The following is a 15,653-nucleotide window of genomic DNA, read 5'->3' on the forward strand; positions in this document are numbered from 1 at the left end:
TCTGGCCTGAGGCCGCCCACTGCTGGACCAGATCCTTCCAGAAAGCGCGCTTGCGCTGTCGGATACCTCTGCTCATCCGCCACATCCCCTCTATTACTTGAGATCGTGCCGGTGACGATGGAGGATCAGTGGGGACTATGGAATACGGGGGCTACCGGACGGGTACAATCAATCTGTCAGAGGATCATCACTGAAGTGGATCGATGACGGGGGCAGATCCAGGCTGTAGCGGCGTGGCCGCGCGCCACCGTCGTGGATGAGATAAGGCCCTGCCATTGTCCCCAGGGCTGCTCGCAGTCGCCGGTGTAGCTTGGAAAGTGCTTGGGAGAAGTATTCCCCGTCCATGCCATGTGCCAGAGCGCGTTCGGTCTTGTCCAGGTCTGCCATGGGGTCGCTCAGTTCTTTGAGCATCTGCAGGTAACGCTCGGCCCATTCCGGATCCGGTACTCCCTTGCCAGGCGCTTCCAGAGGGGGGTCGCCTTCCGTCGCACGTCGGGCAAAGAGGCAGTAGAGCGCCATGTGGGATGGGGAAAGGGTCAGGGTTTTTCGTCCCAGACGGACTTTGCGCGTGGGGAGATGCAGTCTGACCGATGGAGGAGCAAGGCCCTCTTGGGCGGACTCCACCACCTCCTTGTAGCTGGCTTTGCCTGCCATGAGTCGGTCATCAAGGCCATGGCGCAGACTGACAAAGGGAATCTCCGCCAGAGTGACCTGAGCATCGCGGGCATCGACCAGATTATCGTCGTTGCGGGTGGTCAGAACACGTGAATCCCGGCTGGGATAGAAGAAGTCCCAGGTTGATTCGAACGGCTTGCTCACCAGGACATGAGAGAGTCGATCTTGGGGGCGCCCAAAAAGGGACAGGGCATACCCCAGGAAAAATCCCATCGTCTTGCGCCCGCCAGCAATGGAGACATGCAAGGCACTATCTTCGTCATGGGTGAGTTGGCGCACCTGCTCGGTGATGAAGTCTGCTGCCATCAGATTATCCGCCGGAGTGCGGATATCCGACAGAGGCTGCCCCTGGGCATCGGGAATAACGTGGATGCGAGTCTCATCAAAGGCAATATCTGGAAGGTCGTATTCCTCTCGCAAGCGGTGGAACCAGCCCGGCTCACGCGATAGTAGTGCGAGGCGGGCGCGTTCTGCCCCTTCGGCGGTGGTCACCAGATGCACCTCGTTGGGCAGTGACTCCGGATGGGGGCCGGTGGCCAGTGCATAGAGGGTTTCCGTGACTACCTGAGGTGCCAGGCCCGTTACGGCCAGCAGGATGCGTCGCTTAAACCGGCCCGGATCAATGCGATCACCGGGATGAGAAGCCGTGGATGGCATGGAAGTGTGTGTGCTCATTCCGTGTTTGTTCTTGTCCGTTCAATGACAGTGGCCGTCAGTGTGCCCTGGGCGGTGGCAGACCGTCAGCGTGGCAAGCTTGCCAGGCTTTTTTTCAGGAATTCCCGAAGCTGGCGAGGATTCTTGATGACCTTCTGAAGAGGAACGTACGACGGAGGCGTGCCATGAGCCACTGCGTTGCGGATTTGGGCAAGGTCATCCAAGGAGGTATCAGGGTGATCCGAGTCATGTCGCCCCTGTCGGGCAAGACTGATTTCCCGATCATGGACTGCCTCGCGATCCCGGCGATTCAATGGATTTTTCGCCGATTGCTCGCAGGCCCAGGTGATTCTGGCCTCGAAAGCGAGGATGGCACAGCGCTGGTAGTCGCCGCGTTCCAGTGCACGTTGGGCCAGGTGATGCTGCTGCTCGGAAGCCCGCTGGTATTTTGCCCATTCCAGCCGTTGCCGAAGGCGTTCCCGGAATAGCTCACTGGCGCCTTGCAGCGGCTTGTCGAGCATGGGAAGTACGCTGAGGAGTTTTTGTGCAGCATCATGGGTGTTGAGTGTGATCTCATGAAACGCAGCCTGGCGCAGGCATTCCGCCTTGTCATCAGGCAGGCCGTCACGGCGTAGAAGATCGGCGAAGACGCTATAGTCGCCGCTGGCATCAAAGCGCTCCAAAGCCGAGATCCACTCTTGTACGGCGTGCAACCCGTCCAGGCTCAGCACTGGCGTGATGGGATCGCCAGAGTCGGCATCGGAATAAGCCATGTCCAGCGCACCATACCAGATGCCTTCCACTTCGAGCTTCTTGATGCGCTGCAACATGAAGCCGGAGAGAAACCCCAACATGCCAAAGTGACGGAACCCATGGGTGACATCCAGGGTGATCCGGCCAGGGGCTTTAACCTGCTCGGCCATGGTCTGCAGGATCTCCAGTTGCTCTTCTATATCACGCGCTGCAGGGATGAGTCGGGTGCTGATCTCCCGCCCCGTGGCCAGGCTGAGGAGGGGGGGCAGCTGGGCGACCTGGTTGGCCGTCACAGCTTCGTTTCCCTCTGCTTCCAGCAAACTCATGCGTAGATCTTCATTCGCCCCATCACTGATGTGATCCTCAAGCAGGGCGCTCCACATGCTACCTGCAGTGCCGAGGATCAAAAGTCGGTCGGGTTGGGTGTAATTCGCCAGGGCAAGGCCGAAATAGGGGGTGGTGTGGCGTGTGCCATCAGGGAACAGATAGTGGGCTTTTCTGTATCCCGTGGTATTTCCGTTGTTGTCAGTAAGCCTGCCACGACCCAGGAAGGTGATCAGTGTGTGATTTTTCATGATTTGTCCTTATTTTTCAATAATATCCAGGCTAGTTTAGCCGGCAGGCCCCTTGGCCCATGCTGGTTCCAGCGCCGATATGGATGAAGGCTAGAATGGAGCCAGGTTATCCGCCGCCAAGTGAAGTGAACCAACCACTCCGTTCATTGGGCACACGTGCCACGTGGTGTGGCCAGCCCATCATGTCCAACGGTAGGTCAAATCATTCATAGAAACAATGGGGGGGCGGGCCTTTGGAACCCTGCCGGCAAGCTTGCCACAACCCCGGTGGCACTGGTATCCCCTTAATCTTGGCATTGTGGGGTGCGGCCCGTATGACGGTGACATGACTGATTGTTCAACCCTAACATTCCAGATATTGTAAAATGGTAAAATCAATTTTATTTGGTCAGCTAATGAAGTTTGGAGGTTGTATGAAAAAGATAAAAACAATTTTTTTATTGATCGTGATTTTTTCCTTATCTGCATGTATCGGTGGAAGCGGTGGAAGCGGTGGAAAAGAGGATTCAAGTGAGGAATTGGTATATTCTGTTGCCGGGGCATGGTCCCCCGAACCGGGCTTGGTTTTTAATTTTGAAATGCTGGGGATAGATTCAGATGGAATTAACTATCAAGGACGTATGATGAGAGCCAACCGGGACTCCATCATGCACAGTGGTATGCTGGTTGTTCCTGTCGAATCTTTGATTGATATTTATGATCAATTCGGATACAGGGATATAATAAATACCATGACTTATATGGACTATCATGGTCACATGATATATTTTGAGGATCTTTCAACATCCACTCGATGTGTACCGGTTTCTCCTTATAAGCTTCCGGATGTCATGCGTATTGGGGATTTTGGAAGAAACAATGACATTGAATGCACGGATGGAACATGGATTGAGAGCCGTTGGTGGCTTGAAAGAGATTCAGGTCAGCGAGCCAGGCTTGTTGAGCTGCAGTTGATAAGAGACACGTTCAGCCATCAGGTTTTTAGTAGTTCAGAGGCTTCAACAGTCATCGACAAAAATGGCAACATTTATTCCGTGGAGATGAAAATTGATCTTCCAGATTATGGCTACTGGATAAAGTTATGGTCTAATAATTAATATAAAAAGCCCCGTTCGGGGCTTTTTTTAAAAGTACTAATTGAGATGATCGTATGTAATTTTTGCTTGCTCTTTTTCTTTCTTTATATCAAAAATTATTTCTATCATTTCATGAGCATCACGAATGCATGAGTATAGCATTTGCTTATCCTCATTCTCGCATTTTGACTGTTGTCCTGGGTAGCGTGTCTCGTAGAATCGCATTGCGATATCAAGAACCATTTGTTTGGTTGTATAGTCATTTTCTTGCATGATAAAAACCCTGTATTTTTATGGTTCAATTCAAGTTAATGGAAAAATATTTTTTTACCATCTTACCAAAGATGGTATCGGTGCAAATGGTCATTAAAAATCGGTTCTACTAAGTAATTAAAAACGAACTTTTATTCAAAATTATATTGAATCATTTATTTCATCATTACAGTTTTTTTGAGGCAGTAATCGGAGCGAAGGGCAACGCTTCCACGCAGTGGAAAAAGGTGATTTTTTCGCGATAAGGACCACCTGGAGGTGTGTAGGAAATCCGATACTCACCCACAATCTTGCCCTGGGTGAACCCTTCATCCAGCAACCATTCCAGCAGATCAACGATGCTGCCATCGGGAAGGCGACCACAGAAACCACGAGCGACAAAAAAACCATCGCCAGTGCGCAAGGGGTGGATGGAACGCGACTGACTACTCAGCCAGTTTACAATATCTTCCATGCGATTATTCACTTCGAATGTCCCTTCAGATTCCCTGGTGGTTTTTTTATGTTCGAGGTTTTTTCTTGAAGATCTGGAAAGTCTCAGAATGGATCTCTGCAAGGATTTTTTTGACGCATTTTTCTCGGGAGATGTTTTTGACGCTTTGATTTCAGGTGTTGAATCTTCGGCATCCTCGAATTCATAATCAATTCCCTCATCATATTCATCCGTGGCCTCAGGCAGGGGAGAGAATTCAAATGCTTCAGGCCCACCCAGGTAGCACTCCCAATACTCGGAATCAAAATCATCAAAGTTTTCACTCCAGTCCATTGGGTTTTCGATGTAAGAATTTTTCATCTCTGGAGCCCTTATCTATTCTAGGTATTGGTTTTTCTGTATGGGTACCGCTTTGTGACTCCAATACTAGTCTTTTCTTCCGGGATTGATGGTCTCTTGCAAGCTTGCCACCTGCTCGTAAATAGGTCGTGCCCATCCCGGGACAAGCTTATGCAGCGATGGAGATGCCAAGATTTTTTTCCAGCAGGTTTCAAGACAAAGGCGGGTAGACCCAAAAATCGCGTCACACCAGCCGCCACTTCTCTGGATATCGTGCAGATGGGTCATGGGCTGGCTGTCTTGAGCATTCCCCCTGCTAGGCGTAAGCCAGGAGGGGGAGGGTAGGGTCAGCCGTGCCCTTGTGACCGCGCCGGGGAGGGGGGGAGGATGGTGGTCATGGAAGACCTGAAAGTGGCGTCCATGAGCCGTCGCCCCAAGGCCAAGGTCGATGACCGGGGGTTACTATTCAGGCTATCAGTTTTTGCTCAAGCCGAGAAAAAACAATAAGTTACAGCACGAGATTATGACGCCATATGCTTGAAGTGTTCATTTCTCGTTTCTGAACACAAGCTGCAAGCGCTACATATAGTAGATCTACGAGCTTGAAATACTAAATATAGTGCCTGAATGGTAACGAAAGGAAGGCCGCCTGACCAACAGCCATACACCAGATTTGACTATTACTCCCCTTCTTCATCAGGGAAGTGTTGCGACTCTAGCGGCAAAAAAAAGCTTTATAAAGCAATGGTTTAAAGCCTGTTTTAAGCTGATCAAAAAATGACCAAAGAGTTGGCTAATTTTTAACCACCATGCCGTTCAAAAAACACACCCACTGACCCTATCAAATCCCAAACCTCCAATCCAGCAAAAACACTTCCTGCTCAGGCGGGCTTAGGCTGGTCAACCCAGCCTGCTTTCGCCCGCGACGCGGCAGGCAAGCTCCCGCCTTCAGGTGGAGGTAGTTGACTCCCCACGAAGCAATGCCAATTCCCCCTGTCTTTCCGGCTTTGATTTCTTGCTCCAAGGCAGCAGACGCACGGTTTCGGCAATGGCATTCGCTGCCTGACGGCGCAACTCCGGTGACTCCCACTGTAATGCGGCTCGCAGTAAATTCACCCGGTCGCTGGCCACCTGGCTGTTGGGTGAGAGGGTGCCAGCGGTCCGCTCCTGTGCCAGCGTGGTCAAAAGGGCTTCGATCAGACGTTCCTCCTCGCTCATGGCCGCCATTCGCGCTTCCCGAAGGGCCGCCTCCCGTGCCTCCTGGTCGGCCAGGCGTTGACGCTCCCTTTCCCTGGCCTGGGACTCGTCCAGGATCTTCCAGAGCACCTGCTTGCGTTGTTCTGTTTTCCGGCGCCAAATGGCAATATCCCGATTTGCCAGGTTTGCCGGCCAAGAGGGTAGGTCGCGCTCATCACGATATGGCTCCACCAGCAACCAGCCAAAGGGCAGCAACTGACGACGGGCCTGGCGTTCATTTGCGGCTAGCCAGAGGGTTTTTGCCTCGTCCATGAAATCTGGTTGCTCGCCCTTGCCTTTCATGATCTTGATACTGCGTACACCACTGAGGGTCACGGATTCAGCCCCACTATGGCGCCCCGCTCGCAGCAGGAATGCCCGCCCTTCTTCCAGCGCACTACCCACCGGCCCGGAAAACAGACTTTCCATCCATGATGACCACTGGTCGTCCAGATAGCCCATTGCCTTCATCAGTCTGCATTCGCGTTCCAGGTGCCCGCGATAAAAGCGGTTACAGGCGGAGACGATGTCATCCAGGGAAAAAGACAAATCAGGCCATTCATCACTCCTCACTCCGCCTCGTTCCTGCACTGACAGGCTGCCCTCGAAGACCCTGGGAACGAACCAGGGGAGACATTCCAAGAGTTGATACAGCCCCTGCTGTTCCGCCCGGGATTGCACCAAGGTACCGCCTCGTCCGGTTACCGGATGTTTCTTGCGGTTGAGGGCGAATCGGACTTCGGTGGCAAAATCCTGATTTTGCGTCAGGCAAGCATCCCCGATGCGCACCATGCGCAAGGGATCCTTGGAAAAGGTGCCTTGCAAAAGGGATTCCTGTAGTTGTTGATGGCTTCTGATCCCAGGTGGCAGTCGGCGGCCCTGATTGAGGTGATCCAACAGGGCGGTGCGGATGGCACCCTTGAGTCCACTGCCTGGTAGGATGGATGCGCCCGTGGCGGATGACCATGCGGTACGCTGAATCTCCAGTCGATTCTGCACAGCCTTGCCCGAGGCTTCATATTGAGCCACCTGACCAATCCTTTCCTTGTAAAAGGCTTCCACACTGGGATTTACATGGACTTCCCGGCGGGATACCGGAATGAGTCGCTCCCGGTTGCGATAAAAGAAGGACTGGATCTCCAGCAACATCCGTTCTCCGGGGGGGCGCTCCAGGAGAGCGTTGAGTTGCTGGCGGTCCGCCGCCGGCAGAACCTGGATGGCTGCCAGGGCATCGAATTCATACAGGACACCGTCCTCGATCACATAGTCCGTGGGGGAATAATCCTGCCCCGTGCCCATATGAACGGGTGATAGAGGCGTGATCTTCAGTGTCCAGTGTTGCATCATGCTCATGAAGCCTCCCAGTTGACCCGCACGGCGGCATAGGGCGCATAGCCTTGCTGTACCGTATCCGGCAAAGCTTTGGAGATCCTGCCCTGCCCCCCGAGACCCTGGCCGATGACGGTATGTACCGGCATGGTATCAGGGCCGAAAACACCCCCTGCCGCAGCCAGCAGTACGGGGGTTTTGAAAGGTCCGCCGGGCGCGAAAACAGCTTGCCCTCCATGCCGACCGAAACGGGTGAACACCTCGTAGAAGGCCCGATCCGTCGGAATCCCCAGACCCTGAGGGGCACAGGGAGCCAGGGTAAAACAGGCATTGGGCTGAGAAGGCGCGGTGAAGCTGGCGGCTTCCACCGTCAACACCTCGAACTTGCCCAGGCCGATACTGGCATCTCGCCCATATCCGGTCAGACCGATATCACGCAGCAGCAGGATGGCTTCATCCGCTGTCAGACATTGGGTATTCAGGACCAGATACACGTCCAGTCGGATGCCCGGGCTATACCAGTGCTGGACCTGGGTGTAGGGGGCAAATGCGCCCGGCCCGGTGGTGCCGCTACAGCGGTTGATGCTGTTATGGGGCTGAGGGCGGTTCACGGCCAGGCTGGTGGCGCTTGCCTGGGTTGCCACTGCGGTATCATCCACCGATAGTGCCAGCCACTTCTCCATGGGCTGTGACAAGGCATCGATGGGTATCCAGCGCCGTTTTTTGAGTGCCTTGCGGTCTGCATCTCCCACCGGTGCGTAGCGATAGAGCGGCAATGCCGGGCGGGGCAGGAAACCGGATGGGAAGGCATCGGAACAGACGGCAAAGGGGCGACCGTCACCATCGGTGTATCCTTCCAGCAATGCCTGTAAGCGCAACTCTCCCCAGCGGTTGCGTGCGGCCCAGCAAAGCTGACCGAACAGGGTATCACCCCGGATTGGGCCTCCGAAGGCGGAGCGGGGTTCAATCACGATTCGCAGCATTTCCATGGCGCGTCCTTCCTTTCAAACCGTCACGGCTGCAAGACGCTCCTGCAATGAGGCACCCTCCCAGGTGAGGTCGGTAAAGCGCAGCTTGCCGTAGCCCCGTGATCCGGAACCGCCCAGACCGGTCAGTTCCAGCAGACGCAGACCGCGCAGGATATCCTCCATCAGGTCTTCCCCATCAATCACCCTGAGGGTGAGACGGAACTCGAACCGGGCGCCGGCCGGTACCCGTTCGGTATTCCTGGGATTTTCAGCCACGCCCTTGATCCGGTCGATCATATTTTCCGACTTGGTTTCCGTGAGCAGCAGATTCTTGCTCTGCATTTCGGCCACCCAGTCCCGCTCCAGATTGCAATCCCAGAAGGCCAGCCGGGTGGGGCCGATTTCCGTCACCAATGACTCTTCCTGGCTGGCGCCTTCCGGCGCGCCACCGAACAATCTCAGGATGTTTCGTCCCGCGTTGACTCGGTTCTCCGGCAGGGAACGGATGTGCCGAAAACCCAATGGCTTGCCCTGGGTCTCTGAAACGACGCCGGCCCGCCATTCCATCAGACTGCGCATCTTGCCCTTGATACTGGAGCCGGGGATGTAGGGCTCGTGGGTAAACGGGTTCTTGATCACCGGATTGTCGGTCCCCCCGATGTGCATTTCCGTATTGCCGCTGCCGATATGCAGGCCCGAGATCAACTCGATCCGGCCCTGGATCTCTCCAATGTGTGTGAGCTGCATGAATCCTCTCCTCCCGTATCAGTCGCTCGGGCGTTCCAGCTTGTAAAAACCCATGAAGGCTTCGAAAAATAGCTTGCAATTACGCAGGGTCTGGGGGGTGTTTACCTGGCTCAGGCAGTGGTGTATCAGCATGACGAAATTTGCGTCCACATGGTTTCGGCCCTGCGCATAGGCGGCCTTGGCGTTGAGCATGCGAATGAAGGGGAGATATTCCTCAAACCGTGACTCGTCCCGGCGAACTTTTTCCTCCCACATCACCAACTCGTCGTAGAACTGGCGAATCTGGCTGGGTTTGTTTTTTCTGGAGTCTCCTGCCACCTCTCGCGCTGTCTGACGGGCTACGTCGTCGAAAAGCTCGACGGAAAGGGGAGTCGCGTTCAGCACAATGCGGGTCGTGTTCAGGGTGGACTGGTCCCGATGATGGGGGCGGTCTGTACCGGGACGTCCCGGGCGACCGCGATGGTTTCCCTGCGGCATCATGGATTCCCTCAATAGCGATGTTGATAGAGATAGGTGAACAGGGCCAGTTTGAAGGCACTGCCATGGCGGCTGATTCCGCCGCCCAGCAGGGTGCCAAGACGTTCCTGCCAAACCATGCGCGCCCTGGCATCCATGCCTCGCTGGCGTTCGAGCAGGCGGCGGGTGCGGTAAACAAAGCGGGAATTCCACAGGGCGTCCTCAATGGGACCGCTGCCCTGCTGAAGGCGCCCCGCCATGTCGGCCAGGAACTGAAGACCGTAAAGGTAGCCGGTGGGAAGATTCAGCTCCTTGGCGACCCGGTCAATCTCATCGCCAATGGTCCATAATGCTTCCCATTCTTGCCAGGACACGGTCTGACCAAAGCAGGTTACGGCGTTCTTGACCAGCAGACCTTCCCGGTCGCGTCTGCCCTTGGAGTGATCCAGTGCTTCTTCCGTCAGTTGTCCCATTTGACGCACCGGCAGACCCGGCTTGGTCATGGAAAGCCCCGCAGAGAAATGGATCTGGGGATTCCCAGCCACATAACGGGAAAACTCCGTGCGCATTTCCCTGGCCAACTGCATGGTGCTATGCCACGGACCAATAAGAAAGAAATCGTCCCCGCCGGCAAAGACGGTGTATACAGACGGGCGTTTGAGGCTACAGTGCCAAGGTAGCCAGACGGCAAAAAAGGCATTCATCTGTCGTGAAAGCGCCGCCATCTTGGCAAAGGTGGGGGGCTCTAAACCGGATTCGAACAGCAGGCCAAGATTATCCACATCCCCCTTGAGGGTCATCAGCGCCTCAATCCCTCGATAACGGTGCTGTTCATCGGGTTGTCGGTCATCACAGGCCAGGTGCTCCAGGGTTTTTGGGGCGTCGGGTTCCCAGCCGTCACGCAACTCCGCCGGCAGGCGCTCGTAGCGGCCTTGCTCCCAGGCATTCTGTTGGCCAAAACGTGGTACATAGCCATTGATGAAGCGTCGGGCGTAACCGTTGAACAGGGGGGCATCCCCTTGCCTTGGAAGCGTGAAATCCCAGACTCGTCTCAGGTTGCCAGTGCGAGCTATTGGTCCGAAACGGCCTGACTTTTCCTCCTCGCCCGTGAACTGCACGTAGTAGCCGAATATCGGCAAGGACAGGGTATTGTGATCGAGAGATTCCCGTGAAATCAGTACCCGGCTCTGCGTGACCAAGTGGCGACCCACTTCGATCTGGTCCGCCGATAGCTCGCACATCGGGATACCATCCTTGAGCCGGGTGGCCGGGGAACGACCATCCACGGCGCAGACACCAAGCACTGGATCGAACCGGTCAAGAAACCCCTCGAACAGGGGCGACGGGGAGCTTGTGGCACAGAGGTTGAATCGCCGAGCCTTGGCCTCCTGCAACTGCTCGAACAGTCGTTTCATCAGTATCCTGAAGGGGGGGTCTCCGTTCACGCGGCCACGGAGAAAATCGTTGCAGCAGGCGGGTAGCCATGCCAGACCGATGCCGGACTGCCCATGGCAGTGTTGCAGGAACCAGTCATCAAGCACCGCCTGTACACGTCTGAGTGCCGTCACCGTGGCTTGTGTATGGGGGGCGACGATCAGGAACTTGCCTGCGGCATTGTACGAAGGGGTGGGGGGCTGCGGTGTATTTTCGCATCTTTCCGGCGCCGGGCGGCGGCGGGGTCTCGAAGATGTAGGCGTGGGCGCAGGCATGCAGCAGCATGCAGGATCTGCAATGGGGTTGACGGGTGACGCAGACGGCCTTCTTGAGGGCATGACCGAGGGTGCCCCGCCAGGTGGAGCCGGCAAATCGGGGCAGTGTGACCGGGGTTTGTGCCTGGAACCACAGCCGGTAACGGGCCAAGGGCAGTTTGATGGTCTGTGACGTCATTGGGCTATTTCCTTGCCTCCGGACAGGGTTTGCGGACGGCTTCGTATTCTTCCAGCCGTGCCCCCAGCCGTTCCAGTGTCTCGGCGGATAATTCCTGTCCTCTCAGTTCCGGGGGCAGCGACAGGCTCAGGTGAAGATAGCGGCCGCCTCGTTCGCAGACCCTGGCCACCAGGTTGATGGGCAGGGTGCCGATGACGGTGTCACCGGGATGGACGAGTTCTATCTCCAGATGATCCAGGGTGCGATCCACGGGAATACCACGCCTGGCAGCCCAGGTCACGGCGCCGGGGTGGCGGCTGATGAAATAGGTTTTGCCCATGGTGTGCAGACTCCAATGTGGAAGGTTGTCTGCATAAGTTTAAGCAGTTTGGTCCTTATCTTGGCCCCGGCAAGCTTGCCTTGCTTGCAAATCAGGGATCTATTTTCGTTAGCTGAACTTTCCGGCCGACCGCCTATGAGCCCCTGGTATGCCTGCATGGACTCGGCCCGTGAAGTTGGGTCCATCCCCCCAGAAGGGGGCCTGAGCCAGGCGCATGGGGGCATGGCGGCGTTCAGTGCCCGTCCGTGTGGGGCAGGATCTTCTGCAGGGTGTCCAGTGCTGCATCGTATTCGAAATCGCGAACCAGTCTGACCAGTCGGTTACCCGAATCTCCCAGCCGGGAGGTGAGCTGTGCGCGGTGACTTTCCAGCAGATCGTTGGCCCGCGTATTGTTCTCCTCCAGGTAGCCCCGCAATTGCAGCAGTATCGACGTCAGATCCTCAGATGACGAGGGTAGGGTGGCCACAGGGTCAAGGGTTGCCAGAATGCCCTGAAGGGCATCCACGAGCGCCTGCAGCTGTTCGTCCAACCCGCGGGTGGACCTGTATGACGTGTTCTGTGCGGTGCTGTATCTGCTGCGTGACCTGGGCCGACAAGAACCGACACCCGCGTTGCGCTATCGTGCGGAGGAGATCTTTGCCTGCCGCGCTTAGCGTAACTCCATCATAAAATCAAACCCTAAAAAATCGAAGATCGAGTTTGAGGACAAGCCGCCGCACACCGTGTGTGGACTTCGAACCCAATCCCATCACGCCATGGAGGACCCCAAGCTAATGAAGCAGGCAAGCTACTACTTTGCTTACGGGTCGAGCATGTGGCCTGAGCAGATGCAGCAGCGTTGTGCGGATGCCAGGAAGATCGGTTCGGCACTTCTGCCAGGCTGGCGATTCCTGATCAACAGACGCGGAGTGGCCACCCTCCAAAAGGATGCCTGTTCGGTGTGCTGGGGCGGAGTCTGGAAAATCTCCCGCGCGGATGAGTGGTCATTGGATCAGTACGAAGGAGTGGCCACAGGGCATTATCAAAAGGTGGTTCTTCAGGTGCAGCTGCGCAACGACCGCTTCGTGGACGCACTTACTTACATCGATCGCCGCAAGCAATCCGGCGTTCCGCGCGATGGATACCTGATCAAAATTTTAGGAGGAGCCGTAGCCTTCCGACTGCCCAACGACTACCTGAATGAACTCCTGGGTTGGGCTGGCAAAGCGGAACTGGAGCAGTGGAGGCAGATGGCATGAAGCCGGATCTCGTATTCGTTTACGGCACCCTCAAACGTGGCCATGGCAACCACAGGGTGATGCAGCGTGCCGCGGGAGAGTTCATCGGTGAGGCAATCACAGTAGAGCGTTTCCCTCTTGTGGTGGATGGGTTGCCGTACCTCTTGGACAGCAGCGGCGAAGGCCACCACGTTATTGGCGAACTCTATCGGGTGAGCGATGACGCAGGCTGGTCATATCTGGACCGCTTGGAAGGGCATCCAACATTTTACCGCAGGCGCGTGATCTCGTGTGAGGTGGACGGCGTTGTCATGGATGCCTGGGTGTACTTCCTGCAAGCGCCGGACAGGAGACTTCGTGAGTTGGAGGCGGTTCGGGAGTACACCGACAGGATGGTGTATGCTTGACGAGCACCCGGCCCAGCGGTGGATGGGCTATCGACTCGTTGCGGTGGACGGCACCAAGGTGCGGCTGCCGCTCAACGATGACTTGGCCGAGGCGTTTGATACCCAGGGAAACCAGACCCAAACCCAGAGGCCGATGGCGCTGCCGGTCAGCCAGCAGGATGTTCTGACGCGAGTGCCCCTGAGTTGCGAGCTGGCTCCAATGCGAATGGGGGAGCGCTTCCTGGCAGAACGCCTGCTCAGCGGCCTCAACACCGAAGATCTGGCTCTGTATGACCGAGGGTTCCCTTCCTTTGCCCTGTTCGTGGCCCACCGCGACGCCAAGGTGGATTTCTGTGTCCGGCTGTCCAAGAAATTCAACACACAGGTCTCCCGTTTCATCGCCTCGGGCCAGACCGAGACGGTGATTCACTGGACACCCACCGCCAAGATGCGACGGGACTGCGCCCGGAGTTCGGTAAGAGGATGTAAACAGGCCGCGCAGGGCCGTGAAAACGGCCTCTGTGAGGTGAAATTCCCTGTTCGTGAGAGCGATCGCAGTCATGAAGGATTCACGGCCTTGCTTCGCATGACTTATTCAGCATTTCCCTAGAGTGGCTAAGCGGGTGTATAACATGGCATGTGTTTTGAATCAGGTGAATGATTGATGAAAAACGAGCAGTTGATTGCTGATTTGCGCAAAACTCTTTTGCAAGCTAAGGTGTTGAATGATGTCTTGGACGCCTTTTTTGATCTGGTTGAGCAACAGGATTTAGTGGAGCGTTCTAGCCCTACCAAGGACAAGAAGCTTAAACAAATTGTCAGTTTTATCGTCCGTACCATGTTGCAAGACGAAAAGGCGCAGCCCAAGATATTGATCACTCATCTCAAGGGAACTGATTTTTACCATGGCATGGTTCAGGCTTCCGGCAAATTTGGCCAATTTTTGTACTTCAAAGATATTGATCATGGCTTGGTTGGGCTTGGCTCAATGGCAGGCCCGATGGTTCATGCGGCACGTTTCAGTGTGGCGGAAATCGATAAGCCGACAAGTGGAATCATTCCGCCGCTTGGTCCTGAGCGCTACAGCAAGCATTGAGAGGCCTGATTCGGATGTGCACTGCCCCATCACCTTTCTCACGCCCCGTTGGGCAATCACCCGGCTGGCGTTGTGATCGGCATGATCGGTCTGGCCGCAGCGTTGACAGACAAATCGGCTTTGACTGGCCGATTGTCTGGGTGTAGGTTTTGATACTTCCCCAAGCGCTATTGAGGATCGCCTTATTGAGTCCAGCCTTGGCTTTGGCACCATTGGCCACATTAGCCACGGGGCGACCCTGGTCATTGATCTTGGCCTTGGGGCGACGCCTCATGGACGCTACTTTCAGGTCTTCCACAGCAACGGGACATTCGCGCGGCCACCGAACTGGCCCGGCAGATTGGAGACTGACGACATGACCAACGTGACACTGAAGCCCTGGGACGCAGTGGACCACCTCCACACGGACGAGGACATGGCCCTCTATCTCGATGCCTGCTTCGCTGAAGATCCCGGGGACGGGAGCCTGATCCGGGCCGCGCTCGGAGACATTGCCCGAGTCCGCGGTATGACCCAACTGGCCCGGGACACCGGCATGGCTCGCGAGGGGCTGTACAAAGCGCTGTCCAGCGAGGGAAACTCTGAGTTCACCACGATCATGAAGGTTGTGCGCGTCAACCCGGCTTGCTCTCACAAGCCCCCGACTTCAGTCGGGGGTAGTTGACGCGATGGAACTCAGTGTCTGGGTGCCTCGCTCAGCAAGGCTTCCAGCGTCTCTGCCTCCAGGATGGCATCCGCCCATGTTTCCAGTTGCTCAGGGCCGGCCTGGTCGAGCCGGGTCTGCGCCCATGTGGGGATCGCACCGTACTTCTTGACGATCAGACGGGCCAGCATGCGACGGGTACCTTGCTCACGTCCTTGCTCTAGCCCTTGCTCCAGCCCTTGCTCGAGCCCCTCCTGGCGCCAGCGTTCCGGCCATTTCTTGATGCGTTCAGCCAACATGGTGTGTACCTCGTGCAGTTCCTGTAGATCGTTCAGCTCGGGCAACTCCATGCCGGGTGCCCGATGGGGGAGCAACACGCGCCGTATCCAGACCACGAAGGCCCGGCGCAGGCTCGTTTGCTCGGGTGCCTTGAGCCAGTCGACCAGCTTGCCCAGGACATTGAGCATCTCCTGCTCATCACGGTTGTTCTCCAGCTGGAAGAGGGCCGCGACCACATTGCGTGCCGGCTCCGACCAGGCCGGGTCGTTGACGATTGCCCCCTCGTCCAGGAGGAGATAGCCAAGGGCAGGG

General features: G+C 56.2%; 19 protein-coding genes. 6 read left to right on the top strand and 13 right to left on the bottom strand.

Annotation, left to right across the window (positions count from 1 at the left end):
- Positions 1-168: 168 nt before the first annotated feature.
- Positions 169-1,350, bottom strand: a complete 1,182-nt coding sequence (gene csm6 / locus BMX62_RS11850) for a CRISPR-associated ring nuclease Csm6 (protein WP_238375985.1) — start codon at positions 1,348-1,350, stop codon at positions 169-171.
- A gap of 65 nt (positions 1,351-1,415) precedes the next feature.
- On the bottom strand, positions 1,416-2,657 hold the full coding sequence (gene csx2 / locus BMX62_RS11855; RefSeq protein ID WP_090209330.1) for a TIGR02221 family CRISPR-associated protein: 1,242 nt from the start codon (positions 2,655-2,657) through the stop codon (positions 1,416-1,418).
- 365 nt (positions 2,658-3,022) lie between these two features.
- Between csx2 and BMX62_RS11860 the strand changes: the two genes are divergently transcribed.
- Positions 3,023-3,754, top strand: a complete 732-nt coding sequence (locus BMX62_RS11860) for a hypothetical protein (RefSeq protein WP_143339781.1) — start codon at positions 3,023-3,025, stop codon at positions 3,752-3,754.
- A gap of 36 nt (positions 3,755-3,790) precedes the next feature.
- On the opposite strand, the gene BMX62_RS11865 is transcribed toward BMX62_RS11860, so the two are convergent.
- From BMX62_RS11865 to BMX62_RS11905, 10 genes are all read right to left on the bottom strand, one after another.
- Positions 3,791-4,006 carry a hypothetical protein gene (locus tag BMX62_RS11865; protein ID WP_090209337.1) on the bottom strand — a complete coding sequence of 72 codons (216 nt, stop codon included), beginning with the start codon at positions 4,004-4,006 and terminating at the stop codon, positions 3,791-3,793.
- A 166-nt stretch (positions 4,007-4,172) separates the two neighbouring features.
- Positions 4,173-4,799 carry a hypothetical protein gene (locus tag BMX62_RS11870; RefSeq protein ID WP_090209341.1) on the bottom strand — a complete coding sequence of 209 codons (627 nt, stop codon included), beginning with the start codon at positions 4,797-4,799 and terminating at the stop codon, positions 4,173-4,175.
- Positions 4,800-5,726: 927 nt separating this feature from the next.
- Positions 5,727-7,367 (bottom strand): RAMP superfamily CRISPR-associated protein, encoded by a 1,641-nt coding sequence (locus tag BMX62_RS11875; protein WP_090209344.1) that lies wholly within the window; start codon positions 7,365-7,367, stop codon positions 5,727-5,729.
- Positions 7,364-8,332: a type III-A CRISPR-associated RAMP protein Csm4 gene (gene csm4 / locus BMX62_RS11880; RefSeq protein WP_090209346.1), complete on the bottom strand. Its 969-nt coding sequence runs from the start codon at positions 8,330-8,332 to the stop codon at positions 7,364-7,366. The genes BMX62_RS11875 and csm4 overlap by 4 nt, the downstream gene beginning before the upstream one ends.
- A 15-nt stretch (positions 8,333-8,347) precedes the next feature.
- A complete protein-coding gene (gene csm3, locus BMX62_RS11885; protein ID WP_090209349.1) occupies positions 8,348-9,058 on the bottom strand; it encodes a type III-A CRISPR-associated RAMP protein Csm3 in 711 nt (236 codons plus the stop codon).
- Between the two features lie 18 nt (positions 9,059-9,076).
- Complete coding sequence (csm2, locus tag BMX62_RS11890) at positions 9,077-9,538, bottom strand: type III-A CRISPR-associated protein Csm2 (protein WP_090209352.1); 462 nt, start codon at positions 9,536-9,538, stop codon at positions 9,077-9,079.
- Positions 9,539-9,546: 8 nt separating this feature from the next.
- Positions 9,547-11,082, bottom strand: a complete 1,536-nt coding sequence (cas10, locus tag BMX62_RS11895; protein WP_238375986.1) for a type III-A CRISPR-associated protein Cas10/Csm1 — start codon at positions 11,080-11,082, stop codon at positions 9,547-9,549.
- Positions 11,048-11,401 (bottom strand): hypothetical protein, encoded by a 354-nt coding sequence (locus BMX62_RS13175; protein WP_238375987.1) that lies wholly within the window; start codon positions 11,399-11,401, stop codon positions 11,048-11,050. The genes cas10 and BMX62_RS13175 overlap by 35 nt, the downstream gene beginning before the upstream one ends.
- 4 nt (positions 11,402-11,405) lie before the next feature.
- Entirely contained in the window at positions 11,406-11,720 is a 315-nt protein-coding gene (gene csx16 / locus BMX62_RS11900; RefSeq protein ID WP_090209359.1) for a CRISPR-associated protein Csx16, read from the bottom strand.
- Positions 11,721-11,952: 232 nt separating this feature from the next.
- Positions 11,953-12,249 carry a hypothetical protein gene (locus BMX62_RS11905; RefSeq protein ID WP_090209362.1) on the bottom strand — a complete coding sequence of 99 codons (297 nt, stop codon included), beginning with the start codon at positions 12,247-12,249 and terminating at the stop codon, positions 11,953-11,955.
- 244 nt (positions 12,250-12,493) lie between these two features.
- On the opposite strand from BMX62_RS11905, the gene BMX62_RS11910 reads away from it, so the two are divergent.
- From BMX62_RS11910 to BMX62_RS11935, 5 genes are all read left to right on the top strand, one after another.
- Positions 12,494-12,958: a gamma-glutamylcyclotransferase family protein gene (locus tag BMX62_RS11910; protein ID WP_162273544.1), complete on the top strand. Its 465-nt coding sequence runs from the start codon at positions 12,494-12,496 to the stop codon at positions 12,956-12,958.
- Entirely contained in the window at positions 12,955-13,344 is a 390-nt protein-coding gene (locus tag BMX62_RS11915) for a gamma-glutamylcyclotransferase family protein (protein WP_090209368.1), read from the top strand. Before BMX62_RS11910 ends, BMX62_RS11915 begins: the two co-directional genes overlap by 4 nt.
- Positions 13,337-13,933 carry a transposase gene (locus BMX62_RS11920; protein ID WP_162273545.1) on the top strand — a complete coding sequence of 199 codons (597 nt, stop codon included), beginning with the start codon at positions 13,337-13,339 and terminating at the stop codon, positions 13,931-13,933. Before BMX62_RS11915 ends, BMX62_RS11920 begins: the two co-directional genes overlap by 8 nt.
- 54 nt (positions 13,934-13,987) lie before the next feature.
- Complete coding sequence (locus BMX62_RS11925) at positions 13,988-14,419, top strand: hypothetical protein (protein ID WP_090209374.1); 432 nt, start codon at positions 13,988-13,990, stop codon at positions 14,417-14,419.
- Between the two features lie 355 nt (positions 14,420-14,774).
- On the top strand, positions 14,775-15,083 hold the full coding sequence (locus tag BMX62_RS11935) for an addiction module antidote protein (RefSeq protein WP_090209379.1): 309 nt from the start codon (positions 14,775-14,777) through the stop codon (positions 15,081-15,083).
- A gap of 11 nt (positions 15,084-15,094) precedes the next feature.
- On the opposite strand, the gene BMX62_RS11940 is transcribed toward BMX62_RS11935, so the two are convergent.
- Positions 15,095-15,653, bottom strand: a 559-nt coding sequence (locus BMX62_RS11940; RefSeq protein ID WP_143339783.1) for a DUF4351 domain-containing protein, incomplete at its 5' end; no start/stop codon positions are given.

This window comes from Ectothiorhodospira magna (genome assembly GCF_900110965.1).
Lineage (GTDB): Bacteria > Pseudomonadota > Gammaproteobacteria > Ectothiorhodospirales > Ectothiorhodospiraceae > Ectothiorhodospira > Ectothiorhodospira magna.

What these genes read in the sequence shown, in the direction of transcription:
- BMX62_RS11935 (WP_090209379.1), top strand. Translation starts at nt 14,775, where the DNA reads ATGACCAACGTGACACTGAAGCCCTGGGACGCAGTGGACCACCTCCAC.
- csm6 (WP_238375985.1), bottom strand. Translation starts at nt 1,350, where the DNA reads ATGAGCACACACACTTCCATGCCATCCACGGCTTCTCATCCCGGTGAT.
- csm3 (WP_090209349.1), bottom strand. Translation starts at nt 9,058, where the DNA reads ATGCAGCTCACACACATTGGAGAGATCCAGGGCCGGATCGAGTTGATC.
- csx16 (WP_090209359.1), bottom strand. Translation starts at nt 11,720, where the DNA reads ATGGGCAAAACCTATTTCATCAGCCGCCACCCCGGCGCCGTGACCTGG.
- BMX62_RS11860 (WP_143339781.1), top strand. Translation starts at nt 3,023, where the DNA reads ATGGTAAAATCAATTTTATTTGGTCAGCTAATGAAGTTTGGAGGTTGT.
- BMX62_RS11875 (WP_090209344.1), bottom strand. Translation starts at nt 7,367, where the DNA reads ATGAGCATGATGCAACACTGGACACTGAAGATCACGCCTCTATCACCC.
- BMX62_RS11865 (WP_090209337.1), bottom strand. Translation starts at nt 4,006, where the DNA reads ATGCAAGAAAATGACTATACAACCAAACAAATGGTTCTTGATATCGCA.
- BMX62_RS13175 (WP_238375987.1), bottom strand. Translation starts at nt 11,401, where the DNA reads ATGACGTCACAGACCATCAAACTGCCCTTGGCCCGTTACCGGCTGTGG.
- BMX62_RS11915 (WP_090209368.1), top strand. Translation starts at nt 12,955, where the DNA reads ATGAAGCCGGATCTCGTATTCGTTTACGGCACCCTCAAACGTGGCCAT.
- BMX62_RS11925 (WP_090209374.1), top strand. Translation starts at nt 13,988, where the DNA reads ATGAAAAACGAGCAGTTGATTGCTGATTTGCGCAAAACTCTTTTGCAA.
- BMX62_RS11920 (WP_162273545.1), top strand. Translation starts at nt 13,337, where the DNA reads ATGCTTGACGAGCACCCGGCCCAGCGGTGGATGGGCTATCGACTCGTT.
- csm2 (WP_090209352.1), bottom strand. Translation starts at nt 9,538, where the DNA reads ATGATGCCGCAGGGAAACCATCGCGGTCGCCCGGGACGTCCCGGTACA.
- BMX62_RS11870 (WP_090209341.1), bottom strand. Translation starts at nt 4,799, where the DNA reads ATGAAAAATTCTTACATCGAAAACCCAATGGACTGGAGTGAAAACTTT.
- csx2 (WP_090209330.1), bottom strand. Translation starts at nt 2,657, where the DNA reads ATGAAAAATCACACACTGATCACCTTCCTGGGTCGTGGCAGGCTTACT.
- BMX62_RS11910 (WP_162273544.1), top strand. Translation starts at nt 12,494, where the DNA reads ATGAAGCAGGCAAGCTACTACTTTGCTTACGGGTCGAGCATGTGGCCT.
- csm4 (WP_090209346.1), bottom strand. Translation starts at nt 8,332, where the DNA reads ATGGAAATGCTGCGAATCGTGATTGAACCCCGCTCCGCCTTCGGAGGC.